The sequence below is a fragment of the Pristimantibacillus sp. Z349TD_6 genome (genome assembly GCF_056173205.1).
Genome location: NZ_CM149662.1, coordinates 5359398 through 5377508, shown reverse-complemented (window position 1 = coordinate 5377508; position 18111 = coordinate 5359398). Strand labels below are relative to the sequence as shown.

General features: G+C 41.5%; 16 protein-coding genes and 1 pseudogene. 13 read left to right on the top strand and 4 right to left on the bottom strand.

Annotated features, from left to right (window positions below; all coding sequences use genetic code 11):
- The first annotated feature begins 129 nt into the window (after positions 1–129).
- Both AC0VYE_RS23640 and AC0VYE_RS23635 read left to right on the top strand, forming a co-directional pair.
- The gene (locus AC0VYE_RS23640; RefSeq protein ID WP_475443071.1) at positions 130–1584 is read left to right on the top strand and encodes an alpha/beta hydrolase family protein; all 1455 of its coding nucleotides are present in this window, start codon (positions 130–132) and stop codon (positions 1582–1584) included.
- 35 nt (positions 1585–1619) lie between these two features.
- Positions 1620–2012: a MerR family transcriptional regulator gene (locus AC0VYE_RS23635; RefSeq protein WP_475443070.1), complete on the top strand. Its 393-nt coding sequence runs from the start codon at positions 1620–1622 to the stop codon at positions 2010–2012.
- Between the two features lie 79 nt (positions 2013–2091).
- Here AC0VYE_RS23635 and AC0VYE_RS23630 read toward each other — a convergent pair whose 3' ends face one another.
- Positions 2092–2718, bottom strand: a complete 627-nt coding sequence (locus AC0VYE_RS23630; RefSeq protein WP_076270515.1) for a TetR/AcrR family transcriptional regulator — start codon at positions 2716–2718, stop codon at positions 2092–2094.
- A gap of 175 nt (positions 2719–2893) precedes the next feature.
- On the opposite strand from AC0VYE_RS23630, the gene AC0VYE_RS23625 reads away from it, so the two are divergent.
- From AC0VYE_RS23625 to AC0VYE_RS23600, 6 genes are all read left to right on the top strand, one after another.
- Entirely contained in the window at positions 2894–4075 is a 1182-nt protein-coding gene (locus AC0VYE_RS23625; protein WP_475443069.1) for a YhgE/Pip domain-containing protein, read from the top strand.
- A 260-nt stretch (positions 4076–4335) separates the two neighbouring features.
- On the top strand, positions 4336–4530 hold the full coding sequence (locus tag AC0VYE_RS23620; protein WP_475443068.1) for a hypothetical protein: 195 nt from the start codon (positions 4336–4338) through the stop codon (positions 4528–4530).
- A 319-nt stretch (positions 4531–4849) separates the two neighbouring features.
- On the top strand, positions 4850–5425 hold the full coding sequence (locus tag AC0VYE_RS23615) for a DUF4386 domain-containing protein (protein WP_475443067.1): 576 nt from the start codon (positions 4850–4852) through the stop codon (positions 5423–5425).
- 148 nt (positions 5426–5573) lie between these two features.
- The gene (locus AC0VYE_RS23610; protein WP_475443066.1) at positions 5574–7532 is read left to right on the top strand and encodes an AraC family transcriptional regulator; all 1959 of its coding nucleotides are present in this window, start codon (positions 5574–5576) and stop codon (positions 7530–7532) included.
- Between the two features lie 6 nt (positions 7533–7538).
- A complete protein-coding gene (locus AC0VYE_RS23605) occupies positions 7539–8576 on the top strand; it encodes a FecCD family ABC transporter permease (RefSeq protein ID WP_475443065.1) in 1038 nt (345 codons plus the stop codon).
- Complete coding sequence (locus tag AC0VYE_RS23600; RefSeq protein WP_339203907.1) at positions 8573–9625, top strand: FecCD family ABC transporter permease; 1053 nt, start codon at positions 8573–8575, stop codon at positions 9623–9625. The genes AC0VYE_RS23605 and AC0VYE_RS23600 overlap by 4 nt, the downstream gene beginning before the upstream one ends.
- A 998-nt stretch (positions 9626–10623) precedes the next feature.
- On the opposite strand, the gene AC0VYE_RS23595 is transcribed toward AC0VYE_RS23600, so the two are convergent.
- The gene (locus tag AC0VYE_RS23595) at positions 10624–11274 is read right to left on the bottom strand and encodes a transcriptional regulator (protein WP_475449708.1); all 651 of its coding nucleotides are present in this window, start codon (positions 11272–11274) and stop codon (positions 10624–10626) included.
- A 568-nt stretch (positions 11275–11842) separates the two neighbouring features.
- Between AC0VYE_RS23595 and AC0VYE_RS23590 the strand changes: the two genes are divergently transcribed.
- From AC0VYE_RS23590 to AC0VYE_RS23580, 3 genes are all read left to right on the top strand, one after another.
- On the top strand, positions 11843–12787 hold the full coding sequence (locus AC0VYE_RS23590) for an SDR family NAD(P)-dependent oxidoreductase (protein ID WP_076270519.1): 945 nt from the start codon (positions 11843–11845) through the stop codon (positions 12785–12787).
- 588 nt (positions 12788–13375) lie between these two features.
- On the top strand, positions 13376–13921 hold the full coding sequence (locus AC0VYE_RS23585) for a hypothetical protein (protein WP_475443064.1): 546 nt from the start codon (positions 13376–13378) through the stop codon (positions 13919–13921).
- A 90-nt stretch (positions 13922–14011) separates the two neighbouring features.
- Entirely contained in the window at positions 14012–14278 is a 267-nt protein-coding gene (locus tag AC0VYE_RS23580) for a hypothetical protein (RefSeq protein ID WP_475443063.1), read from the top strand.
- Between the two features lie 407 nt (positions 14279–14685).
- On the opposite strand, the gene AC0VYE_RS23575 is transcribed toward AC0VYE_RS23580, so the two are convergent.
- Positions 14686–15957, bottom strand: a complete 1272-nt coding sequence (locus AC0VYE_RS23575; RefSeq protein ID WP_076271538.1) for a helix-turn-helix domain-containing protein — start codon at positions 15955–15957, stop codon at positions 14686–14688.
- Between the two features lie 135 nt (positions 15958–16092).
- Here AC0VYE_RS23575 and AC0VYE_RS23570 point away from each other — a divergent pair, with 135 nt between their 5' ends.
- Both AC0VYE_RS23570 and AC0VYE_RS23565 read left to right on the top strand, forming a co-directional pair.
- Positions 16093–16227, top strand: coding sequence for a hypothetical protein (locus tag AC0VYE_RS23570; protein ID WP_475443062.1), 135 nt, complete (start codon positions 16093–16095; stop codon positions 16225–16227).
- A 36-nt stretch (positions 16228–16263) separates the two neighbouring features.
- Complete coding sequence (locus AC0VYE_RS23565) at positions 16264–17601, top strand: MFS transporter (RefSeq protein WP_475443061.1); 1338 nt, start codon at positions 16264–16266, stop codon at positions 17599–17601.
- Between the two features lie 260 nt (positions 17602–17861).
- Here AC0VYE_RS23565 and AC0VYE_RS23560 read toward each other — a convergent pair.
- Positions 17862–18077, bottom strand: a pseudogene (locus tag AC0VYE_RS23560) (IS3 family transposase); the annotation flags it as partial.
- Positions 18078–18111: the final 34 nt, after the last annotated feature.

Genomic DNA, 18111 nt, shown 5'->3' with positions numbered 1-18111 from the left:
GGTGAATTCGAAATCTTATTATATGTCCCAATTAAAGCTTGACCTTGAAGTATACTTCAACATTTATGCTCTATCTTATCAATTACGGCTATCCATAATTGAAGTTTGAGATGAAGTTGGAGGTTATGTATGATGCGAATATTAGAGGTAGTTGTTATTTTACTCATTATTGCAGTCACGGCGGGAATCCTATTTGGCAAAAGGGAGCGGCGGCTGAATGCAGTGTTATGTATGTCCTTAGTGTTGGTTGTATTCTTGCATGGAATAATCGATCATTTTCGCATACAGATGGTTCCGGCCTATGGTGCTGTTTTAATGCTAATCTTTGTATTGCTCCTTAGATTGGTTAAGCCGCACAGCAAAGTCCGCACTAAGCGTTTGTTAAAAAACAGTTTGCTAACTGTTGTCGTATTGGCTCTTTCGGTTTCTTCTGTATATTTGAGCAGACTGCTGCCCGTATTTACAATGCCTGAACCAACCGGGAGTTATGGGATTGGGACCATTTCACAGCATTTAACAGATGTGACGCGCGATGAGATCTTAACTGGAGATGACCTGAGTGACAAACGGGAGCTTATGGTGAATATTTGGTATCCTGCTGATCGGAGTAAAATGGAAGGTAAGAAAGTGGAGCATTATCCAGCTGAGCTCGGGGATGCGATCAGTTTGGTATTTGGTATTCCGAAGCAGATATTCAGTCATGTCACAGCAATTCCTACGCATGCTGTTGCTGGAGCGGAGTTGTCTTCAGATAAAAGCATCTATCCGGTATTGCTGTTCTCCCCAGGGATTCGATCAACCCGGTTCCAGAGCATGACAGCTATCGAGGAGCTGGTCAGTCACGGTTATATTGTTGTCGGTATCGACCATCCCTATACGTCAGCAAAAGTTAAATTTCCTGATGGACGCTCTGTTTTTTATGAAGCAACACCTGAGTTTCCAACTACGGCAGAGCTATACAAGTACAACATCCAAGGCGTTGGCATTCGTGCAGCAGATGCATCCTTTGTGCTGGATACGATAACAAAATGGAACACGTCGGACCCTATTGGCTTGTTCGAAGGCAAGCTCGATTTAGATCACGTTGGCATATTTGGACACTCCTATGGAGGAGCAACGACTGCTGAAGCACTCGCACAGGACAAGCGATTCAAGGCAGGTGTTAGCTTAGAAGGCGGTTTCTGGGGTGAAGTTGCCCATACCGGATTGCAGCAGCCCTTTATGTATATGATGTCAAGCAGTACAGCTGCGAGCTTAGATCCAACGAATACGAAAAAGAACAATTACTTCTATGAGGAGTTTACTCCTGATTTGGAGTCGGTGATGACGAGAAGCACAAATGACACTTACTATTTGACCATCGATCATTTTAACCACCAGAGCTTCACGGATATAGCGCTTATATCGCCATCAATTTTTGCTAAGGGCATTAAAGCAGCGCATAATATTGATATAACTCGGTCCTATGTAAGAGCCTTTTTTGATCAATATTTAAAAGGTGAACAGCAGGCACTCCTTAACGGGTGGTCGCCGGAGTATCCCGAAGTGAAGTTTGATGAGGTTTATACAAAAAAGAGAATGTAATTGAACTATTTTTGCTAATAGTCTGGGGGACACTCATGGAAGGGATGACACGCGGTGAATTGGCAAAGCAAACGGGATTAAGCATGGCTGCTATCCGCTACTATGAGGAGAGAGGGCTTTTGCCTGCTCCCCGCCGGGTAGCAAGTGGGTACCGAATATATTCTGATGATTATCTCGTAAAGATTAAATTCATCAAAGATGCGAAATCATTAGGTTATTCGTTAAAGGAAATCCAAGAAGGTTTGCAAATGCTTAGTCAAGACATGGATGCGGAGCTGTTAAAGGATTTAGTACGGAATAAAATTGTGGAGATCGATGAAAAAGTTAAAAAGCTGCATGGCATGCAAAGGATGCTTTCCGGCTTGCTTGAAACCCCGCAAGGGGACATCCAAAATTATTTGCGATCATTTCGTACGTTGGATGATTGAGTATGTTGGGATGAAGACAATGGAGCTAATGGGGCTTCATTGTCTTTTTTATGACAAGTCACAGAAGATGGCAGATAACCTATAAGTCATTTATACTCCCAGACGGCGCATCTCTAAGGCCAAATGATACCAAGGGCCCATAGTTCATGATTCGGATCATCATTTTGGCCATTTGCGTCGGGGTTTGGCTTAGTCTAGATTCGATCCAGTGCATGAAAATGCCAAAGTTGGCCGATGTCATATAGGCTACGACATATTCGGGCGGCATGACGACTTTATGCTGAGGCAAGATTTTGATTTTCTCATAAATATGTGAAGCGAGCAATGTGCGAAATTGAATGGCCAACGACATGTCACCCTTTGGTCCAAACATAATGCGAAGAAAATCGGCATGACGGGCTAGCTCTTCGAAAATTTTGATGCTTTGCGGATACGGTTCATCTTTGTCGAGATACGTTCTCGCTTCCATGATATCGAATTTCATGACGCATGCTTCTACGGTGGCAAATACTTCGTCTTTCAGCTGCTGTAGCATATCAGGCACATCTCGGTAATGCAAGTAGAAAGTGCCTCGGTTCACATTCGCCCGGTTAGCAACATCAGTCACAGTGACGGTATCAGCACCTTTTTCTTCAATCAAGCTCATCAGCGCTTCATATAAAAGCTGCTTGGTGCGAATTTGCCTGCGATCAAGTTTATCACTCAAGGTATATAATCCCCCTATTTTTCGAGTTAATGAACAGACGTTAAAAGGAATGATGAGTAATGAACACTGCGGATAGAAGTGATTATTGTACTTTTCCCTCATCTCATTATAATTAACAACATGAACGCTAATCAACACCTTGTTAATTAATAGAGAGAAGGAGCGGATAGAAATCATGGGGATTTTTAAACAAAAAATAACATGGATCGGAATGTTGATCGTTCTGGTCGTGCTCGTCGTCTTTGGAGCGGCAATGATGGGATCGGTGCTTGGCACAAAGCCTAAGGATGTACCTGTGGCGCTTGTCACGCTCGACCAATCTGTGAACATCCCAACTGGAGGTTCGCTTGCGGTGGGTGAAATGTTGAAACAAAAGCTGACGGAAAACGATCAGCTGCCCATTTCTTGGACGATTGTTAGTTCGGAAGAAGAAGCACGCGCGGGGATTGATAATAGAGAGTATTATGGAGCAATGATTCTTCCAGCTGATTTGAGCGCAGGAATCGCTTCATTAGCTGGACCGTCACCAAAGCCGGCAACTGTGCAGATTATTGTGAGTGAAGGAGCAAGCTCGCAAGCAGCAACGCTAGTCAAACAAAGTCTCGGTCAAGTGATGAAAATGACTGGAGCAGAGTTGTCCAAGTCGATGCTTGTACAAATGGGTGAGAAGACGCAGCAAGTACCGGTCGCTGTTGCCCAAGCCTTGCTCTCTCCAATCAATGTACAGGATGAGACTGTGCATGCGGTCGGTACGAATAATGCTGCTGGCAATGCACCAGGTTTATTGACACAAATTATGTGGATGGGCAGCTTAGTGACAGCTTTGATTCTGTTTATGGCTTGCGGCAATGCGATGAAAGCTGGGGCAAGCAGATTGTCCTCAATCTCGATGCAGCCTGTAGCTGGAGTTGTCATTGTTGGTATTGCATCAGGATTTCTCGTCTGGATGGCTTCTTCTTGGTATGGGATGGAGCTGTCGCAGGCGTGGGATACGTGGTTATTCCTATGGCTGGTGGGTGCGACATTCTATATGCTGCAGTCCGCACTGCTGAACTGGATTGGCATGCCGGCAATGGGGATTCTCGTATTGCTTATGTTTTTCTCTATGCCGCTGCTTAATATGGCACCGGAGTTTCTGTCCCAAACATCGCATGATTGGATCTATTCTTGGACGCCGCTTCGATTCGCCGCTGTAGGAATGAGGGAGGTAATGTACTTCGGAGGACTGGATGCAGTCAGCTCCAACGCGTACATGTTGTGGTACATCGGAGGAGGCTTCCTTCTAATTCTGCTTGCTGCAAGTTTTAAGAGAGAAAAAGCGGTTTTATCGCAGGCTTCATTACAAAATAGTTATTAAGCTACATTAGTTAGTTATTAGGCTATATTAGTTTGATTAGATGCCACTCCTTTGGTAGGAGTGGTTTCTCTTTTTTTAAACGTATATTTTGCTGCCAATTCCCCGTTTTTGAGCCGAGGGACGGTGACGTGCAGTGCTAACGGACATCAGTTCCGTTAAGTTTGAATTTTAGTGGGTTTTGACATTTTAACGGACATGAGATCCGCTATTTGTGCTGTAGCACTCAAAAAAGACTCGATTTAAAGCAAATAGCGGAACCTATGTCCGTAAGACAGCCAAAAGTAGGCGAATTTACGTATATAGCGGAACGTATGTCCGTTAGACACGCAAAAGTGGGCGAATTTACACAAATGGCAGAACTTATGTCTGTTAGACATGCAATCGGAGCGATTTACGTAAAGAGCGGAACGTATGCCCGTAACATGCTCGTGCAGCGGGGTTTGGCCTATTTTTAAGGAACTGTAATGGTATGAGAATGCAATGTTTCCAATCCACAAAGGCGATTGCTGGATGAATCTGAACTCTATTCTCCGCCATAACTCTGAGTGTGAAGGTGTCGACTCAAAACCATACTTCAAAAACATACTTTAGTATCTATATGCATCACTTCTTTGTAGATATATTACTTATATCGAGCGGGTAATTATTATGCAAAGGAGTTAGAATATGAATGCAAACAGGAAGACGGCAATAACGGTTGGGGTATTGTTTTTTATAGCAACGACTGTCTATATGGCGGGAAATGGGCTTATAGAATCGGTTATAAACTAGCAGTTGTTTCTTGAACATCTCTACCCGGACAGAACGAAAGTAATAACAGGTATGTTTTTAGAATTGATAAATTGCGCAGCCGTTGTCGGTATTGCCATGCTGATGTATCCCATACTGAAAAAACAGGATGAGGCTTTGGCACTTGGTTACTTTGGTTCGAGAATTATTGATTCTGTACTTCTCATCGTGAGTATAGTCGCCTTGAAATTGCTAGTCCTATTAAGTGAGCAGTATATTGCTTCAGGAGCAGCGGATAGAAATGACTTTCAGACCGTGGCAGCTTTAGCTGTAAAAGGACATTTTGCGGCATTTGATATGGGGATGTTAGCTCTTAGCGTGGGTAGCTTGATATTTTGTTATTTATTGTATAGATCAAAACTTATTCCAAGAATCATATCAATTATTGGACTAATTGGATACGCAGCTTTATTCGCAAGTGGATGTTTCGGTATTATTGGCCATGACGTAGGAATGGTACTGTATATTCCGGGGGCAATCTTTGAAATCATTTTTCCAATATGGCTGATTGTAAAAGGATTTAACTTATCGGCGATAGATGCTCAGGCAATAAAAAAATAACGGATACGCATGATAAACACATCGAAACGGGTGTGTTTTTTTATGTTAGTTGGAACTCCATAAACGAATATTTCGTTGGTCACACTTTAATTGAGAACGATTTTCAATTATAATGAATAAAAAAGAAATGCATTAGAGGAGAAACATCATGAAGTTCGAAGAGCAAATTGCGATTTGGAATCATTCAGCTGCTAAAATATTTGATATTAGGCACACGGTCATGAATGCCGGAGAGTGTATGTTAAATTATCGCTTTCCCGCTAGTGGCTTTATTTTTGGAGTTCGTGGCTCGGCGGATCTGATACTTGACGATGTCATTCATCAGACACGGCGATCTTATTTGCTGCACGGGTCAAAAGGGATGATATTGGAGATTGAAGCGAAGGAAGAGTTTGAGTTTTATTTTTTATTTTATCGAGCGAAGCTCGCTTTTTCTGGCTGGAGGGAAATGAGGCAGTGGCTCGAGCGTAAAAGTCCGTTTGAAATCCAATATGGATTTGAACCGGAGGAACCGCGCGCCATGTTATTTCTGATGTCCTCGATGGAGCAGACATTGAAAAATTCAGGCAGCCTTGGCAGTGTGGAGATAAAGGGTTTATTTTATCAATTTGTTCATGAGGTATTGCGGAATCAAAAAACGTTCGATTCGAAAAACGGTCAAAAGGATCTCGTGAAGCTAGTGATACGTTATCTTCATAATCACTATCAAGAAGGAATCACGCTTGATTTTCTTGCGAATCAATACAATTATAGTCCTCGTTATTTATCGACGAAATTTAAGCAGCAAACGGGAGCTAGTCCCATTGAATATCTCATTCAGATCCGTATAAATGAATCCAAAAAGCTGCTGCTGGAGACGAGGTCATCCTTGCGGGTTATTGCGTCGCAAGTCGGGTATGCGGATGAATATTATTTTAGCCGACTGTTTAAAAAACAGACCGGTTTGTCTCCAGTACGATATCAGGCCATGGAACGAGAAAAGGCAACATCGGAAGATAGTCCGCGCTTCAGTTCTAAATTGTCCATTGGCGCCTCAAGATTACGACGCTATAGTGTAATTGGTAGTGATAATCATTACCAATACAAAAGCGGAGGTTTTATTAGTATGAAAAGGAATAAAAAATCTTTACTAATCCTGAGCACGCTGCTCAGTTTAACGTTACTGCTAGGCGCTTGCTCTGGTGGGGGGACGAATGTTGGGACTAACTCTACTGGATCTGCAGTAAACGTTACCGCAACGGCTTCACCAAATTCCGAGACGGTAAGTGAAGAAGGCACTCGCACGATCTCTACTATTAAAGGAGATGTCATCGTTCCAGCAAACCCAAAACGTGTTGTTGTTTTGTATATGCTAGGAGACATCGTTGCACTAGGTGTCAATCCAATCGGGATTTCCGAGGTGTATGACGGGGCGGCTTTTTCAGAGCAATTGAAAGGGGCAGAATCATTAGGACATTGGGATGAAACGAGTCCAGAAGCAGTAATGGCGCTTGATCCTGATCTGATTATCGTGAATTCTGAGAATAGCTACAGTAATTTAAAGGATATTGCGCCAACTGTTCTCATTGCTGCCGATCAGGTATCTACAGAAGAGCGGATTATGAAGCTAGGCGAGGTATTCGGCAAGGAGAAGGAAGCAAAAGCGTTTCTGGATGATTTCAACAACAAAGTGGAACTTAGCAAGGAGAAGCTTCGTTCGGCTGGAATACTTGATAAAACGATCACGATTGTCGAAGGCGACAAGAAGGAAATGCTGGTTATCGAGAGCAAGCAGTATGGTCGTGGCTCCCAAATCGTTTACGATTATTTAGGCATGAAAGGACCAGAGATCATTCAGAAGAAGCTTGAAAAGTCGAAAGCAGCTGAAAGCCAAACGATCTCTATGGAAGTAATGCCGCAATATGTTGGGGATATATTGCTGCGTAGTTCGTGGGAAGGTATGGACGATTTGTCAGACAATCCGGTTTGGAGCAGTATAGCTGCAGTTAAGGAAAAGCGTGTAATAGAGGCTCCTTTTGGTTTGTTTTATTACACGGATATCTATTCCCTAAGGACTCAGCTTGATATGATTACGAATAGCTTGTTAGCTACGGCTGCAGGCAAGTAATTTAGGATGGCTGCGATAAAAACCAACCGTTTAAATCCCGTATTTCGCGGCAGAGCTTTCTTTGGGCTATTTCTTCTCCTTGGCATACTGCTGCTCTTGATAGCCGCTGCCGCATCAATTTCATTCGGTGCAGCACGAATGGATATTTCTATTGCTTGGACTGCAGTATTTTCTTTTAATCCGGACATACCAGAACATCAAATCATTCAAGCACTAAGGTTTCCGCGAACAGTTGCTGACATTATAGTAGGAATCAGCTTATCGGTGGCTGGAGCGATCATGCAAGGAACGACCCGCAATCCGCTTGCTGATTCAGGCTTAATGGGCGTAAACTCGGGGGCAGCTTTTGCCATGGTGCTCGTTCTTGCATTTATACCGGGTATTAGTTATATGGATAAGCTGCTTGTATGTTTTGCAGGAGCGGGTCTTGGAGCCGTCATGACTTACCTAGTCGCATCACTTAACAAACGAGGCATGACTCCCCAGCGGCTCGTCCTTGCCGGCATGTCCATTACAATGCTGTTTGGGGCAATGGGTACTTTTGTCTCTATTCGATTTAACGTTGGACAAGCGCTTTCCTATTGGACAGCCGGCAGTGTGGCCGGGGCAACTTGGAGTGAGCTCTCACTAATTGCGCCTTGGTTTGTAGGAGGAATGATTCTTGCTTTTGTTTTGTCTCCTTCCATTGCCATATTAAGTCTTGGAGAAGATATTGCGGTGGGCTTCGGGCAGCGTATAACGCAAATCAAGCTATTATCTACGCTAGCGGTTCTCATCCTTTCCGGCTTATCTGTTGTACTTGTTGGCCCTATAGCATTTGTTGGGCTAATCGTTCCCCATTTAATGAGGCTAATCGTCGGTGTTGATTACCGATATATCATCCCAGCATCAGCTGTATATGGCGGCATTTTCATGTTGGCTGCGGATTTGACGGGGCGGTTAGTTAATCGTCCGAATGAAGTAGCACTTGGCATTGTGTTTGCAATGCTTGGTGTCCCGCTTTTTCTGTTCATTTCGAGCAGAGTGAGGAGTGACCTTGAATGAATGCTGAGCTAAGTCGTATAAAGCCATCAGCAGCTGATCCATATAACCAACGAGCGAAGCGCAAACGGATTTTTATCGTGGTCTCATTGTTCGTTCTTCTTATCGCTGGCGCGATATGCAGTATGAATCTCGGTAAAATGTCGCTTGGTCCAGTCGATGTCATTCAAACGTTATTTGGCAATGGTACAGCGAAAAACGAGTTGGTCGTATTTAAGTTTAGACTTCCCCGCATCGTGCTGGCTGTGTTAGTTGGCATGGGGATGGCCGCTTCAGGTACAGTCATGCAAGGCATTCTTCGCAATGATCTGGCTGATCCGGGAATGATTGGCATTAGCGCGGGATCAGGCTTAGCTGTATTACTCTTTATTTCTACTGTCGGACTTACAAGTATGTCCTCTGCTATTTTTTTGCCATTGCTCGCCTTTGTAGGCGGATTGCTGGCTGCATTATTGATTTATTTGCTGGCTTATAGAAAAGGAGCGTTTCCTTCTCCAACCCGTCTTATTTTAACAGGTGTCGCTATTAATGTAGGACTCGGTGCAGTAACGTTGTTCCTGACGCTTAAGCTTAATAACGATCAGTTTGTATTCGCGCAAAAATGGCAAGCCGGTTATCTGTGGGGAGACGAATGGAGCTATATCGCTATTCTAGCCCCTTGGGTTTTGCTCTTATCCGGTTACGTATGGTATAAATCTAGCCTGCTGAATACGATAGGTCTTGGTTATACAACAGCTACAGGAGTAGGCGTGAACGTCCGAAAGTCGTTTGTGAGCTTGGCGCTCGCAGCAGTTGCTTTGGCATCAGGCAGTGTTGCTTTGGGAGGCTCGATTTTTTTTATCGGTTTAATTAGTCCGCATTTGGCACGCAAGCTAGTAGGCTCGGACCATAAGTTTCTATTGCCTGCATCAGGTATGATCGGTGGAATCATTCTACTTAGTGCGGATACAATTGTCAGGGCACTTGTGTCAGGACCTGATATGCCAGCTGGAATATTTGTAACGATGCTTAGCGTTCCTTATTTTTTGTATTTGTTAATGAGGTCTTCTTAAGAAGGCGCAACAAACAAGAACAGAAACAAGAACCACTTCGTCCGAGGGGGTTCTTGTTTTTGTTTTGCTGTGTACAGCACTCGGGGCATTTGTCATTGGGGGAATTTTAGTAAAAAGTAACTTCGGACTGTAGTTGACGCTTGTAAACGATGGTTATTATAATTTATTTATGAATATTCCAATATTATCGACGAAGTTATTAATCCCACCCCTGCTACTTTATCTGTCACCTTCTGAATCCCGCACCTACGCAACTTTGAGTATTATCGTCACAAAACCATTCCCATGCTATTATGATATACATCACTACAACCAAATTTTAAAGGTCCGGAAACGTTGATTACCACATGATACCTGTAACAGCTGCATTTCGCAGAGTTTAAGCAAACCATGGATATGATTAGGGAGAACCGTAGGAACATTGACCATTCAATGGCGAAAATACAACATCTGTATGCTTATCTACAATCGTAACCTGCTCAAGTTTTTCTAACGGACATCAGTTCCGCTATTTGAGAACCTTGGGAGGTTTTTGAGAATGTTACGGACATAGGTTCCGTTATATGTGTTGAAACACTCCAGATACTCTGGTTTTTTAGTAAATAACGGAACCTATGTCCGTTAAGATCAAAAAAAGAGCTAAATCTGTTAAATAGCGGAACCTATGTCCGTAACACCCGCCACCCAAGCTGCTTCTTCTGTCACAGTAAGAATTCAAACGCCCCATGCAACTTTGACCCACACAAACCCAGGCCCAAGCAACATTGAGAATACCGATAAAAATCCACGCCGATGTTACATTGAGTATTACCGAGACAAACCTACGCCCAAGTTACATCTAGTATTACCGGAACAAACCCACGTCCAAGCAACATTGAGTATTACCGAAATAACCCCACGCCGATATTACATTGAGCATTACCGACACAAGTCCACACCCACGTAATTTTGACTATCACCGTCACATTACTTATTCTCATGCTACTAGACGTATACCGTTACAATGGAATTTTAAAAGTACGGCAACGTTGGTGTCCACTTGATACCTCTAACAGTTGGAGTTCAACGAGTTTGTACAAAATACGCCTTGCATGTCGATCACTTACTCTGAGATGCTCTGCGAGTTCTAAAGGAGTTATGGGTCGGAGCAAACGTCGTGCTAGTCGTAATGTTTCCGCTTCAGAGCTCATTAGCTGAGAAGGCACATCTGAAGAAATGAATTTACCTATGAAAGCAAGAACGAGCTGCTGGCATTGTTGCGGTTCGTCCGTGATAGAGGGGTAAGCAACAGGCAGCAGCATCCAACCGTCAAGAGATAACAAACAATGCCTTCTACACAAATCTTTAAATCGTTTTACATCAAGATCTCGAGCATGGGACGCATAACCTTGAATCTCAATTCCACCTTTTGCGCCACCTGGCATATAGGCAAGATCCAGATATCGATAGCCATTATTGAAATCGCGCACTTCCCATTCAGGCAGCAGATGATCGAAATGTCCGACAGCAGGGAACCATACTGATCGTAGAAATTCAATTGTGCCGTGGCCAAGTCCCTTATTGAGCAATTCAAGTCTTCTATGATTACTCTCTGAATCAATATTGGATTGTAACCATTCCTTATATTTGTGTTCAAATTGAGATGCCATAACATACACTTCCCCTCTGTAAAATAAAAATGCCGCTGTCATACAAACACTCCCAAGCAGGGAATGGTTGTATGGCAGCGGCGTGTTCTTCACGACCTATGTTGTCAGTATATCTTCAGCTGACTATTTCATCAATAGCTGTTATTTCTAATATTTATAAGTGTCTCAGAGTTTTTGTAAGATGCACTATTAATTGAACAAATACGATATATTATTGATATACAGCTTGAGAAACACGCCAAAACAATTGATATCTAATCAATTTTTCTCAAGAACCCAACTGATAACTCAGCTTATAAAATCGAAACAATCCTTCGCACCATAATACCTTCATAATAGAGAAGACATAATTGACTAAAAGCACTAAAAGCACTAAAAGCACTAAAAGCACTAAAAGCACTAAAAGCACTAAAAGCACTAAAAGCACTAAAAGCACTACAAGCTCTGCAAGCTACTACAACCTAAAATGTTTTTTTAATCATGTAATCCATTTGTTTAAGCTCGTAGGAACCAGACTTTGAAGGGTAACCGTAAAATATCCCGTGAAATATCCAATAGGAGGTTCGGCATGAAAGCTAAGATTGTTATTATAACAGGAGCAAATTCGGGGATCGGAAAAGCGGCAACGCTGAAATTTGCTACCGAAGGATATCATGTTATCATGGCTTGCCGCAATTTGCAGATTAGTAGACCTGTGCAACAAGAAATCATACTAGTAGCAAACAATGTTAATGTAGATTTGATGGAGCTGGATATTTCATCGTTTGATTCTATTCGTTTATTCTGTGCTGCATTCAAAGCTAAATACTCACGTTTGGACATTTTAATACATAACGCAGCTTACTTAAATCATGGAGAAAAGCAATATAAGCTTAGTCCTGAACATATTGAGCTATCTTTTGCTACTAACACATTTGGTCCCTTCTTAATGACTAATTTGCTGACAGACCATCTTCAAAAATCGCAGGATCCGAGAATTCTAAATGCCTGTACGACCAATATTAAAAATTTTTTCGATCCCAAAAGAAAAATCGATTTCGATAATTTGCGCGGTGAACTGCAAAACAAGCAGCGTCACAGTGTATATAAGATGTACGGAGACTCCAAAATGGCATTATTGATATTAACCTTCAAATTAGCAGATAAATTGAAAAGTAAAGGAATTAAAATCAATGCGCTTCAAATTAACCGAGTAAAATTATCAAAAGAAACGATTAGCAAACTTAGCCCATTTTGGAAAGTGCTTGCTACGGCTCAAAATTTAACGAATCCGCCACCAGCCGGCATGGCAGACAACTATTTTTATATTTGTACTTCGGATGAATTCCGCGATGTGACAGGCCACCTAATTAACCACAAGCGAGAGATAGTTGCACCATCCAAAAGCGAAAAAGGTGTAGAGCAATTGAAGAACATATTTGGTTCAGGAAGCTATCCTAAATACGCTATCGACATCGAAATTTCGGAGAAACTATGGGGATTAAGCACGGAGCTGACTAGTAATTTTTATTAGTCGTAAGCATAACAGGAGTAGCAGAAGTTAGAAGGAAATAATTTCTAGACTGAAAAATAAAGTGTTAGATTAGGAAAATAAAGTTGTAGACTGACGCTGCGACGATGCTTCAGGCAGGTTTGCAAATATTATGAAAGTGTTTTTTTTTGGAGCAATTATATATATCCATTAGCTTCTTAGTTGTTGGTACAATACTTTATAAAATTACGGATTCACCAAGCGTTATTTAATTGGGATATTCATCTTGGTAGGCGGGATGGACTTGGTTGGTATCTTGGATTATTACAATACTAGTAGATGTCGAATTTTCTAAGTTATTAGGATTGTGTGTTCTTGCAGCATTGATGGCTGATTTTTGTGGGGGTAAAACAATTTTAAAGCACCTGAAAAATAATAAGTAGCACTTTGGAGATTTCAAGTCTAATATCATCTTTACGTATCTGGCATTCGCCCCTGCGTTGATCATTCATTGAGCATACGGGCAGGATACTTGTAATCACTGCTACAATACTTTAATGGTGTGATTCAAGCCTTTCATCGTACTTTCGGATAGTTGCATTTAATGATAGTTGAGGTGGTGGTTGATAATTGAAGAAAAAACTATGGATACCAATTGTACTTCTTATAGTGGCATTTATTGTATGGATATTAATGTATACATACCCAAAGCACTATAAATTTACGATTCAAGGGGTATTGTATCAATTGGGAGAAGAAAATAGTGATTTTGTGAAGCCAGATACCATATTTGTAAATGGTAAAATGAAAAAGAGCATAAAAGGAGTAAGAACATTCACAGGAATAATCGATATTAAAGGTGAAAATATACCTGTTCCAGAAGAGCACCGAAAATTAAAGATTACACTGAGCGAATATGGTGAAGCAGTTCTATTTTATACCTATAATGAAAAGGGACAGCCTAAACATTTTTCTTACGGTAATATTTTTATTAACGACGATTTTAGTAAACTTACAATTTTAAAATTTACAAAAGATGCTAAGAACCCTGATCAATCAGGTTTTGATGGTCGTAGCGGGTATATCATATCAGCACCTGCACAAAAAAGGGATGATGCATTGGAGATCACAAATGAACTGACACATGGTGCTCTGAAAGGAGACATACTAAAATGAAGGGATGCCTACTTAACTAACGGGCAGGATTGTAGAGCAAATTATAGAATATTTTTACTAGATAGATTGCCAAATAAGGTGTGATAAAAGGTGGAAATAAGTACCAAGCTTTTAACAGAAGTGATTAACAATTGGGATCCTATCGGTCTATTAGCTGGAGGTGCTCCACAGAACGAGTATGATATTGAGATCAATCAGATTGCACAAAAGTCTATAACATGTACAAATGAAATAGAATTAGCAAAACTTATATACAGAGTGTTCAATGATATGATGGGTGTGAAGCTAGACCATCTAAGTTGCTTAAATCAGGCATTTAAAATAACTGATCGTAATAACAATACTTTATTCAACTAACGAGGAACGTTAGTTCAATGAAACAGCGATAGTCTAGGACTTTATTTTTTGTCCTTGGCTGTCGCTGTTTCAATTTCTGAGGTCAGTCTAAAACTTATTTTATGAAGTCTGACGATATGGCAGTTGAGAATCAGCGTGGAATAAAGACACCCAGTCTAATACTTTATTTTTTACCGACAGCAGAGTTTTGGAAACGAAACGAGTTGCTGGCAGTGAAGAGGGGCAAACTGCTTTTGACCATAAAGGCAAGAATCCGTTCGAGAGAGGATCGAGTTTAAATGAACCTCAGCGATTTTAAATTGCCCTATCTTAAACTCAATAACGTAGAGCAGTTCTCTTTCCATAGCTGCAATGGCGCAAGCTGATCCATTCACGCGGGTTGGCTGCGCAGCCCGCGAAGTGGTCGCTCAAGAGAGCGAACTTGAAGGGGATATTTTTATGGGCTTTTTATCTCCATTCCGTTTTCGATCACGATACTGCTTTGGTGTGATATCGGCATGTTTTTTAAACGATTTAATAAAGTGAGTCTGGTCATAATAGTTCAAACGAGTAGCGATGGTGGAGACCGACTCACTTGTGAAATCGAGCAGCTTCTTAGCTTCTTCTATTTTCTCCTGATGGATGAAATGACTGATCGTGAGTCCCGTTTCTTTTTTGAAAAGGGTGGATAAATAGGTACCGTTAAGTCCAGTCAGCTCAGCCAGCTCAGAGATAGAAATCGCATCATATAAATGATTAAAAATGTATTCGCGGCATTTCGCAATTGGCTTAGAAACGGTGCCTTTCCGATTTTCGCTAACGCGATCCGTAATATCTAAGAAGGCGTCTATCATCGCGGTTTCAACCGAGCGAACATCCGTTAAATCCTCGATATGCTGAATGTAAGTATCGCTTAAGCGATATGCCAGCTCTGTATACAGTCCACCCTCCATACCCGCTCGAATGGCTACAGCAATTGCGCAGATGGCAATGTTTTTGCGGCTTCTCAAATGACTTCGTTTGGATAGTGTGCCTGCCTCCCCAATTACACCCATTACGAATAGATTCTTAAGTGCAGCTTTATCGCCGTTCTTAATATGCCGTAATAATATCTGTTCAAATTCCCGGCTCGTGTGAAGATTAGAAAATTCCTTCATATTAGACATCGATAGCTCAATAGCTTCCTCTGACAAAAACCGTTGGCCCAACCGGAAATTAAATTCAAGAACATCCGTCAATTCTAACGCCTCTTGATTGACAATCCAATGTGCCATGATGCCAATATGATATAATCTCTGCTTGGAAACAAGAGGGAGACTGCGCAAATATTCAACCCAAGCTGGATGGATTTTTCTGGGAATATTATTGTCATTCATGAGATTTCGAACGGTTTCCTCGGAAGGAACATAATCAATGGAGGGACCTATAATAATGGTTCCTGCTCGCTTCAAATCCGAATAAACGGGTTGTACGATAAAAAATTCCTCAAACTCCGTTGTCTGTATAACTGGAAAAGTTTTATCCCAGGTTCGTTTTATTAATTGCTGGAAGTATTCAGGATTTTGTAAGGCGGAAAATGGGATAGGAGCGTTGGATTCGAAATATTCCTGCCCGCTTGGATCATCCGCACTCAACCAATAAACAGGCAGCTGCAAGCTCTCATGAAGTAATTTAGCTAAAAAGGAAGGATTAAATTCCATCTAATGCCTCCAAATAAATTTACTTTTATTCAAATAATCATACCATATTTTCGATTTTTTGATCATCTATAATGAGTGTGTAGTAAAAAATGAAAACGCTTTACAGTTTGTGAGTTTATTTAAGGTGGATTCAAAATGAATCGTGACATAAAGAAAATGGTTACACAAATGACATTGGAAGAAAAAGCAGATATGTACTTTGGCTTGGATGTTGGGCATTTAAAGGTGCTTTTTCAGATGAAATGGTCGAACAACTTCTCCTCCAACTAAACGGACAAAAAAAATCATACAATCGAGGTTGCTACTATGGAACAGACTAAACTTTCATTTTCGGAGAAGCTTGGGTATGGCGTTGGAGATATGGCAAGCAATCTCATTTGGACGTCCGCTGCAACGTTCCTCACTTTCTTTTATACCGATATCGTCGGCTTTTCTGCTGCAGCAGTAGGTACGTTGTTATTAATTGCTCGTTTCTTCGATGCTTTTGTCGATATTGGTGTAGGTGTGTTAGTTGATAAAACGAGGAGCAAACACGGCAAGGCTCGTCCTTGGCTGCTTTGGCTGGCCATTCCTTTTGGCCTATCTGGCGTGCTGCTGTTCACAGCTCCTGACTTAAGTACAACAGGCTCTCTTATTTACGCTTACGTGACCTATCTCATTCTCAACATTATTTATTCAGGAGCGAACGTTCCTTATGGTGTGTTGAACTCACTCATTACACAAGATCCTTATGAGCGATCTTTACTTAACATATTCCGTATGTTGATGGCAATCTTTGGCGCGGTGCTCGTCTCCACCATGACGGTTCCCATCGTAAATGCATTCGGTGGCGGCAAACAGGGATGGATGATGACGTTTACTATTTATGGTGCGATTGCAGCGGTGTTGTTCTTGATTACTTTCCGTGCGACGAAAGAGAGAGTTAAGCCAGCAGTAGCCCAAAATACGGTACCGCTTAGTGGCTCTTTGAAAGCGCTTTTCCGCAATAAATATTGGGCGCTGCTCGTGGTATTCATGATTCTAAGCTTTATTATGACGTCGGTAAATACAGCGGTTAACATTTATTACGCGCAGTATATTTTAGGAAATGCTGAATTGATGTCCATTCTCGGCGTTATTTCCTTTATCCCGTTGTTAATTGGCTTGCTGTTTGTTGCTCCGATTATTAAAAGGTTCGGTAAACGTAATTCCTCACTCCTAGGCTTAGCCCTCACGATTTTGGGAGCAACGATTACGGTTATTGATCCAACTAGCATTAAAATCGTAATCATCGCGTCGGTGATCAAATCACTTGGCGGCGTTCCATTAGCTGCAACGATGTTCGCGATGCTTGCAGACACCGTAGATTATGGAGAATGGAAAACAGGCATGCGAACAGAAGGTTTAGTTTACAGCGCTGGAAGCTTCGGCTCAAAGGCAGGCAGCGGGCTTGGCGCCGCGATAGTCGGTTGGATGCTCGCATTTGGAGGTTATGTCGGTGGTCAGGAGCAAATTAGCGATTCCGCTCGTTCTTCGATCCTGTTCATGTACATTTATTTGCCGATGATTATTAGTGCGCTTATGGTCGTCATTCTCTATTTCTATAAATTAGATAAGCAATTCCCGCAAATTGTAAAAGAGTTAGAAGCAGTTAAAAACAGATAAATAAGTAGATAGGGGACAAAGCCGCAGCTAAAATATAATTGAAAAAGCGTAATGTGCTGAAAGCTGGCTCCGGTATTTTAACGGCGTCAGCTTGTTTGGCTTATTCGGAGGCTGACTCTTTAATCATGTGAAGCTAGGAATGCATTAGCATTATTGTTTTTGCATAATTTTTTAGGATTAAGCATTAAGGAATGAAATGATCATTAAAAAGCTGAGTAGAGGTATTAAAGTGACCCCATAAAGTGAGACAGTTTATTTTATTAGGCGATTTTCTGGGAATGAGTCCGGTACAGTACCGGACTCATTCCTTTTAATTTTGTCTTAATACGCTTGTTATTGTAATAATCAATATATTTTGATAGCTCATGATTAAAATGTTCAATACTTTCAAATTCATTAATATAAAGAAATTTAGGTTTCATTGTGCCAAAGAAGCTCTCGATGACGGCGTTATTGTAGCAGTTGCCTTTGCAGGATATCAGGTTGGTAAAGATGTGTTTGTTAAAGAAC